This window comes from Gardnerella sp. 30-4, from assembly GCF_001641215.1.
Lineage (GTDB): Bacteria > Actinomycetota > Actinomycetes > Actinomycetales > Bifidobacteriaceae > Bifidobacterium > Bifidobacterium leopoldii.
Genome location: NZ_LXJL01000023.1, coordinates 1 through 9,118 on the forward strand (window position 1 = coordinate 1; position 9,118 = coordinate 9,118).

5 protein-coding genes and 1 pseudogene are annotated in these 9,118 nt (G+C 38.8%); 3 read left to right on the top strand and 3 right to left on the bottom strand.

The genetic code is table 11. The annotated features are described in order from the left end of the window. Window positions 1–63 precede the first annotated feature (63 nt). Window positions 64–1,698: a glycosyltransferase family 39 protein gene (locus tag A5294_RS02050; protein WP_064340319.1), complete on the top strand. Its 1,635-nt coding sequence runs from the start codon at window positions 64–66 to the stop codon at window positions 1,696–1,698. On the opposite strand, the gene A5294_RS02055 is transcribed toward A5294_RS02050, so the two are convergent. Continuing rightward, window positions 1,633–2,598, bottom strand: a complete 966-nt coding sequence (locus A5294_RS02055) for a DMT family transporter (protein WP_064340320.1) — start codon at window positions 2,596–2,598, stop codon at window positions 1,633–1,635. The genes A5294_RS02050 and A5294_RS02055 overlap by 66 nt on opposite strands. Before the next feature lie 100 nt (window positions 2,599–2,698). Beyond that, window positions 2,699–4,495, bottom strand: coding sequence for a phosphotransferase (locus A5294_RS02060; RefSeq protein WP_064340321.1), 1,797 nt, complete (start codon window positions 4,493–4,495; stop codon window positions 2,699–2,701). Between the two features lie 264 nt (window positions 4,496–4,759). Here A5294_RS02060 and A5294_RS02065 point away from each other — a divergent pair, with 264 nt between their 5' ends. Both A5294_RS02065 and A5294_RS02070 read left to right on the top strand, forming a co-directional pair. Beyond that, a complete protein-coding gene (locus tag A5294_RS02065; protein ID WP_064340322.1) occupies window positions 4,760–5,890 on the top strand; it encodes a phosphorylcholine transferase LicD in 1,131 nt (376 codons plus the stop codon). 259 nt (window positions 5,891–6,149) lie between these two features. Then, window positions 6,150–8,351: a hypothetical protein gene (locus A5294_RS02070; protein WP_231880171.1), complete on the top strand. Its 2,202-nt coding sequence runs from the start codon at window positions 6,150–6,152 to the stop codon at window positions 8,349–8,351. 325 nt (window positions 8,352–8,676) lie between these two features. On the opposite strand, the pseudogene A5294_RS06690 reads toward A5294_RS02070, so the two are convergent. After that, window positions 8,677–9,118: pseudogene (locus tag A5294_RS06690) on the bottom strand (glycosyl hydrolase); the annotation flags it as partial.

Consider the following 9,118-nt stretch of genomic DNA (forward strand, 5'->3'; position numbering starts at 1 on the left):
TTATAAATACAATTTCGTGAAGGCACTTTATAAAAGCAATTTTTAAAGAGAGGTTCAAAAAGTATGATTGAGCGTTTTCAGCATGTAAGCGTAATGCTCGGGCGCTTTTTTAGCAATGCTATTGTATGGTGTTCAGCTGTATTTTTCAGCGCGTTAGCATTACTGAGTTTAATTCTTTCTGCTCATCTTTTCCCCGGAGAATACAGACTTGAGTTTTTATGGTTTCAGTCGCCATTTGTACTCATTTTAAGTGCTTTATTATTCTTTATTTTCGTGTTTTTAAAGAAACGGCATGTTTTTGATAAAATCCGTATTCGATACTTTGCTGCAGCAGTTTTTGCTTATGTACTTGTATTGGGATTTTTGTGGATAAAAGTTACTCGTGCTTGGCCTGAATGGGATCCTGCTTATATGTTTAGCGCGGCGCAATATTATGCGGATCCTAATCGAAAACCTATAAATTGCGCTACTGATACGTCGGAATTATCGTGGATTATTTGCCCGGGCGGTTACTTCACTAGATTCCCATTCCAATTCCCTCTTCTTTCTCTTATGCGATTTTTGGTAATCGTTTTTGGCTCTAACGCGTACCTTGCTTTTGAAGTATTGAACGTGTTATGCGCTGCTATTACTGGAATTCTTATTGCATACTACGTAAATTTGCTGTTCCGTAATAAGGATGTGACTATTCTTTCTTTACTTTTGTATGCAGCATTTTTGCCTATGATTTTTTACGCGACTTTTGCGTACGGCAATACTGTTTGCTTACCGTTTGTTTTTGGCGCGCTCATTTTTCATGCTAAAAATATTAAAAGTGGAAGTTGGCTTAATGCGGTTCAGTCGTTGATTTGCATGTTCTTTGCTATATTGCTTAAGTCAACTATGGCTTATTGCTTAATTGGCATGATTGTCGTGTGGATTGTGTCGGCTTTGCGCTCTAAAAAGTGGGAACACGCTGTTTGCGTATTGCTTGCCATTGTGTTCTTTGCTTTAAGTAATGTTGCTGTGGCAAGTTCAGCTAATTCTTTCGGACATAATGCAAAAGATGGTTTGCCTTCTACTGTTTGGCTTGCAATGGCAACAGATCCCTCTCGCAAAATAGGTCCAAATAATCCTGGATGGTATAACGGGTATCCTACGAGCTTTGACGTTAAAACGTATAACAAAGATGATATTAAGAAAGAATCTACGGAATTATTGCGCAATAATCTTAGGCATTTCGCAAATAATCCGGGTGATGCCTTTAGTTTTGTCACTAAAAAATTTGCTGGAGAATGGCTTGAACCTACTTACGAATCTTTACTTGCAAGTAGTTGGAAGTGGAATGGTCCAAATAGACCAGTTTTGCTTGATCGCAAAATGAATCCTGTTTTAAGATCGCTTTATTCTGGAAAGCTTAATATTATTACATTTACTTTCTTAGACGCTCTTCAATTTATGCTTGTTGCTTTTACCGCACTATTCTTATGCGTAGCTCTACGAAAGAAAAAGTCAATTTCTTGCGAATATTTTACTCCGCTTGTTATTGTCTTAGGAATGGCTGTTTTGTATCTTGTTTGGGAAGCACAGTCGCAATATATTTTGCCAGCATACTTGCTTATGATTCCGTTTGCCGCGCGAGGTTTCGATATGCTACTTTCGCGCTACGAAAATCGTGCTGCAAATAATAGTAATGCAGCAAATCCAAGCGATAATTGATGGCATTGTTTGGTAAATTATAGATGATGCAATCATTCCCCATGCAGCGTATGTGACGTTTGCTGCCATTGCGCGAGAGGCTCCTACTTGTGCAATTCCGCGATAATAGCTTAAATACGAGCTTGTGCCTAGTAAACCTATTGCAATTATCATTGATATAGTTGCTAAAAGCTTAGAAGACGCAAATATGCTACCTGTCGCAATATTGGCTGTGAAGCATAGCATTAACGCGATTATCGTGTAAGAAATAGCAGATACTGTTTCTCGAATGTGTAAGATTATTTCGTCGTCTACGCTTTGCTTTCTAGCGGCCCAAGCGCATACTACAGCTTCGCTTCCCCAGCCGATTACGCTTAAAAATGCTCCAGCTAACCCTAATAGTGTGTTTGTAATGTTTGCAGAGCTTAGTGTATTTTGCGCATCAGAGCATGAATAATATCCAAGTACTCCTACTGCTATAAGAGCTAAAGTAAAAGCTGCGTATTTTTTTACACTTAAACGTTCTTTTAGCACGATTGCGGAAAGAACTGCTCCAAAAGCAGGATATAGTGCGGAAATCGCTGCAGCATACCCAGCTCCTATATTGCTTGCTGCTAAAACATATCCGCTCATGCCAATAGGCCCGCCAAGTAAGGATCCGATGATAATAGGTGTGAGAATTTTTGGCTTTTTTAGTATTTCAAAAGTTTTATTCCACTTTTTTCTAACACTTATATAAGTCCATATGAGTATTGCGCATACAATATCGTGAAGTAATGCGCCAATAATTCCTGTGAAGATTACTAGAGCAGTGTTGTTTTCGTATGATGTGTTATTTGTAAATACGAATGATACGGTTAAAAGAGCTAGAAGAGCTGTATCTACTCCCCATAAAAGTCCACTTAGAAACGAATACTTCATAATAAATACCACTTGCTTGTTAGAAGATGTTTGTGATTTGTTTCTGCTTGTTTATATGCTGCTTATTTAGCTTTCACTTGCTTGTTATTAGTTTGTCGATTTATTTATTATTTTCATAAGCTTTTAAAGCTTCGTTAATATATCGTTTCGCATAGCTGTAATACGTGTACATGCAAGTTCCTATATTTTCGCCTTCTGCTTGTTTAACAAGTGACCACAAATGCCAGCACCATCCTGCAAATCCTATATAAGCCAATAAATGACGCTTTTCTTGCGTAGATGGAGTATGCGCTAAATAAATAGGCATTGCTTCGCTTATTTCGGTGTTATTGAATTCGTCTGAAACACATAAAGTACCAAAATCTTGAGCGTAATCAGACATTCCAGCATATTCCCAATCGATAAGATGATAGCGATTGTTTTGATCTATTAGAATATTTGCGCCTAGTATGTCATTATGGCAAAGGCAAGTATGCGAGCCGTCTTGAGTAATTACAAAGTTATGAAGCTCGTCAGCTAAAACACTTAGGTCGATGATTTTTGGCGGTATTTCTACATTTCTATCATTAAGTTCTTTCATATAGCGCTGAGATTCTGCGTAAAAATCAAAGTTGCGATGCACGCTTTCGTTACTTTCATGCAAAGAACGAACTAATTTCAAGCTTTCCTGTAATTGGTTAGGATCGTGCATATTTGCAATATGGCAATCTGGCAAAAATCGTGAAATCTTCCAGCCTTCTTTAGCGTCTGCTGTAATAAAAGTGCCATCTAAACCAAGTTTTTGAGCCAATTGCAAAGCTTCAGCTTCAGCTTGTCTATTAATAAGCACATCTGTTCCAATGCCAGGATGCCTATAAACGTATTCGCTATTGCCAACCGAAAAATGGCAAGATAAATTAGTAAGACCTTTTTTAAGCGGATAAACGTTATGTATATCAGATTTTTTGCAGTTGAGTGTTTGAGTGATATGGTCAAAAATTGCGCTATCAATATTTTCTAAGAAAAGTGGGTCAAATTCGCGCAGCTCATCAATAGAATCAAATTCGTGAATAATCGGCGTATCGTACTTGCGCATTTGCATGTCGAGTTCGTCAATGTGTTCAATAAAAATATCCTCCCAAAGCTTTCCTGCAGTTTGTGGCAAATCGTATTCTTCACGAAGAATTTGCACAAATCGCTTAGAAAATGCTTCGTCAAAATATACGTGACCAATCATGTACCAAGCGTTACTTCCGCCAATCGTGACTTTTGTAATGCGATCATGCGCTCCGCAAGTCATGCACCATTCTTTAGTGTATCCTTGCTGGAATTGCGCGGAATAATAAGCTTTCCAAACGTATTTTTCAAATGGATTTTCGTCGAAATAATTGTCGGATGAGCAAATATAAGTGTTCGATAACTGGTTTGCTACTGCCATAATTGAACTGTTGTTATTGCGCGTGCTGTACTCGCTATTGGGCACGATTTTTACGTTAAAAGCGTCTTCTAAGTAGAAAAATTGCTCTTGCTTGTAGCCAACAACAATTGTTATATCGTTAATCCCAGCTTCGTTAAGTTGCTTGATTTGGCGTTCAATAAGAACTTCTCCTCGAACTTTGATTAGTCCTTTAGGTATCTCGTATGAAATAGGAGAAAATCTTGAAGAAAAGCCTGCTGCCATAATAATAGCGTTGCGTACTTTATATGGTTCAAGAGATTTCATGCCTTCTTCAGTGATGCGCAATTCGTTTGTTGTTTCAATAAGATTTTTATTGTCTGCGCTTTTTATTGCTGAATTGACAGTTCCGAGTGAAATTCCTGATTGCGAGGCTATATCTCGCTGGCTTAATTGCGCACTTCTGTTTTTGTTATTTAATAGCGTTGTAAGAAGCTTAAATTCGTTGTGATTGATAGCCATGCGAGCCTCGCTTGTGTTGGTATTTTGTTCATTATACAACAAGCGTTCAAAAATAGCTATTAAATTTTTATTTTGAACAACGCGCAGCTAAAGTGACCGAAACTGCGCAAGCATGTAAAGTTTATGTCGCTTTTTAGCGAAAATCCGACCAAAACTTTACAGACGCGTAAAGAATAGGTCGCTTGCAAGCAACAAAACGTATATAATGAGTAACCATATGACTTTTGCTAGTAAAAGTGAGAGAAAGCAACAGAAGGTGTAAGTATGGCGTCTGTATTTCGTAAGCTAATGCGCAAATTTATTGAGCATTGTCCTTCATCAAAACGTTCAATAAAAGATCTTAGAGCGCAAGTTAGCGATTTACAGAACAGCATAGATCGCATGCAACGCGTGTTAGACGAGCAATTGCCACGCATTATTGAAAACCAACGCAATATGCACGTTGACATACTTACGAATCGAGAGCACGCTTCTCTCTTAGCTTGGGCAAACTACCGTCATGACAATGAAAGCGATTTTGACGCTCGCAAGCGTTTTTACTATGGTCTTCCTCAAGCAACTGGTTCAGTGCGACTTATTCAACGCGGTTGCGCTTCGCTTTTAAATGAATTTGCAACGTTTGCTAAAGAATATAATTTGCAATATTGGGCTGATTTTGGTACTTTGCTTGGCACTATTCGCCATCGCGGATTTATTCCTTGGGATGACGATACAGATTTAGGAATGATGCGAAGCGATGTAGATAGGCTTCTCGAATTGCTTAAAAAAGATGAAAAGTTGTCTAAACGCTATCGCGCAGTGCTTATATTTGACCCTTACGTTTTCTGCAGGCAGCTTAGATTGCGATACAAAAATTCTGAAGACCCCAGCTTCATTGATATTTTCTTCTACGATTACATGCCTAAATACGATGAGCATACTAAGAAAAGGTTTATTGAAATTCGTGAAGAATTAAAAAAAGATTTGAAATCTAAACCTTTCTATAATAAATGGCACGCAAACGGATACTTGGAAGATGGCGAAGAGTTTAGTGACGAAATAGAAAATACTTTCACCAAATATCAAAATATTGCAAAAAGTGAAAATATTATTGCAGATAACATTACTAGCAACGAGTGCAATATTATTTACGGGCTTGATAACGTCGATTCTGAATTAATATACACATCGCAATATGAGGATATGTTCCCGCTTAGGCAAGAAGAATTTGAAAAATTCGCAATTTTAGTACCTAATAAAGCAGAAAAAATTCTCTTCAATTATTATGGGAATATTTATCAGCTTCCTTCAGATATGGTTTCGCACTTGCAGCATGTAAGCCGTGAGTTACTTAATAACAAACATACTATTGAAGCAATTGAACAAGATATTGAAACTAACCCTTATATGCACTGATCATGCTTAAACTCTGGAATGTAACAAGTATACGCATTACATTCATTGGCATTGATCGTAAAATACATAAAGCGGTAAGCCTTCGCGCTACTTGCCATGCGTTTGCAATATACTTGCTTTAAAAGTAACAGATTTTAGAACCGATACGCACAATAATGTGGGGTAAATAGTGGCAGCAATAGCGACAAAAAGCGAAATGCATGAAAACAGCACAAACGAAAAAAGTACGCGCATAATGCAGAGTTTTCTACTAAAAATAATGACATCTATACAAAATATGCAAAACTTTTTAAAAACCCACGCATTATTGCGCAAAATATTACCCTTTATAACAATATTTGTAATTACTGGACTTGTTACTATTTTCTTCTTCAGTAATCTATATCTTTCCTATAGTTCTAAAAATTATGCAGAAAAACAACTTGCTCTAGTTAACGCATCAATACCAGACTCCAGCAGCTATAATGCGCAAACAGGCAAAAAAGAAACTAAAGATCAAGCTCATATAGTTGGAAATACAATAAATATTCCAACTTCTGGATCAGATGTAATATTAAGCGACATCAACTCCGCTACTAAAGCTATAAAAATTGAGTTAGAGCAAACAAAACCAGTAACACTAGTTACAGGAACTGTTGAGATCGAAGACTTCGGCATAGCTCCAAACGCGTACACTCTAGCAGACTCTTTCCAAATGTCTACAGGAAAACACAACACTAGAACACTTCGATTTGAAAGCCACGGAGACGCTTATAAAGTTCGCTTACACTTCAACCAAACAGGAGCTCCTTTTACACTCAAAGCTGTAACAGTAAATCCGCCTTTTGCGCTGCACATAAACTTTGGAATGTGGGCAATACTTTTCGTTGCAAGCTCACTTATATTCTTGGTATACAAGAAAAAGTGGTATTTGCTTAACTACGACCGCCACAATCTTGCACAAAATATAGTTTTTTGGGCAGTATGCGCAATGCTTATGGGATTCTCGCTCTACCTGTGCTTTGTTGTATATCACGGCCACGGCATACGAGTGCCATTCCCGTCTGACCTATACGATCGCGTCAACGGAAATCCGTACACTGAGCAGCTTAAAGCTTGGAAATCAAACTCTTTGGCTCTGCTGCAGCAGCCACCTAAAGAATTAGTAGAATCCGCAAACCCGTTTAGTTGGGGCCAACGCATGGACTTGGGTTCTAAAGGAGTATCCATACCTTGGGATGTGGTATTCCACAACAATCATTACTACTGCTACTTTGGCATAGTACCATTCCTGCTCACTTACTTGCCTTTTAATCTGCTCTTCCCACATGCAGTTCCTTCCGCAATATTAGTTGTTACAATATTTGCGGTTGCGATTATTCCGTCTATGTTCGCGCTTCTTAGAGAAGTTGTTGAATTCTTTGCAATACGTGCCAATTACTGCCTGTTTTTGCTTTCTGCAGCAGCCTTCCCATTTGGATGCTTAATCTTCTACTTGCAATCTTCAGCATCCCTTTACTATATGCCTCTGCTTAGCGCAATACTGTTCGGGATCTTATTCGTATACGCTTCTCTTAAAGCTGTGCGACTTCACGCAACTCATCCGCGCGCTGGGTATGCTCTTTTTGCACTCGCTGGCATAAGTCTTGCTTTACAGTGTGGATCTAGGCCAAACGCATGCATTCCTGTTGTTGCTTTTATAGCTCCGCTGTTTATTGCGCTATTATTTGACGCGAAACGAAGTATTGCAAATCGCGTTGCTGCGGCTTCAAGCTTCCTTGTTCCTGCAATCGTAGGTGTAGCTGGAATATTAGCTTATAACTACTTGCGTTTTAAGTCTTTCTTTAATTTTGGCAATGAAGAGCAACTTACTAATTTCGATTTGCGATTTAATAGTAAATCTTTTGACCCTACTAAGATTCGCGATATTTTCCTTAATTATTTCTTAAAACCTTTTAATATTTCGGAAAATTTCCCATATATCTCTATACCTTGGGCAAATAATCAAGGTTATGGAAATTCTTTCTACACGCATATGATTTTCGGTCTTATGATGATTCCGCTTTTCTGGTGGCTGTTTACATTAAGACGTAAGTTTATGCAAAAAATTGAGTATATTATGACAGTCGTTGGATTAGTAGCATCCTTCTTGCTGCTGTACCTTAACTACTGTTTAGGCGGCAATTTGTACCGCTACTATTGCGATTCGATTATTATATTCATTTTGATTGCAATAATGAGTATGCTTCACAGAGTTAAGCCTTATAGCAAAGATATTGATATTACTTGTGAAAAAGATTGTGCAATTGCTGAGCAATCGTCTTTGCGTTTGTATATTCCAGCTGTGCTTTGTGCAGCGGTAACTATTGTAATAGTTGGTTTATTAGTATTCAGTAATCATACTGAGCCGTCTGCAGATATACAAAACGTAAACCCTGATTTATTCCTTAAGTGGAGTGATTTATTTACGATTGGTCGCTGATTTGCGCGACGACCTGCCGTAGCGCTTAAAGCGTAGCGCGCGAAGGCGACTCGGAGCGTGAGCTTGCTCAAGTTGAAAGCACACCGTGCTTTCAACGCAAGCTCAGCAGCGAGTACACGCAAAGTGTACGAGCGCTATAAGCGCAAACACAAATTTTCCAGCCTCGTCAAAACCGAAAAATTAAATCAGTTACAAAACTCATAGACGATACTAAAGAATATCGAAAATAAAACTCGCGCAACATGAAACAAAATGTAAAATAAACTATATAAAAAATGGCCAGCATGCTGTTGAGCACACCGGCCACTTTAGCTAGTAGACTTAATTACTTAGCTTGCAATGTAGCCTTCTGGCAATCCTGACGCCAAATACCATTACCGTCATAATGCTCATCTTCAACAGGAGCACCGAGCTTTTCGAAGCCGCCGCGAGCGTAGTAATCTTTACGAAGATTGAACATAAGAACAAACTTCTTATCCTTACCATGCGTCCAAACGTCACCATTTTGGCAACGCTGACGCCACCAGCCAGCACCCATGTTTTCCTCTTCGGCAACAGGAGCGCCAAGCCAAGCAGCACCACGATGCCCTTGGTAAGAGTCGCGTAACTCGAACTGAATCACGTACTTAATGTCTTTGCCGTGCGTCCAAACGTCACCGTTCTTGCATTGCTGACGCCACCAGCCAGCACCCATATTCTCCTCATCGGCAACAGGAGCGCCAAGACGACCATAGCCACCATGCTTGTAGTAAGAGTCACGCAATTCA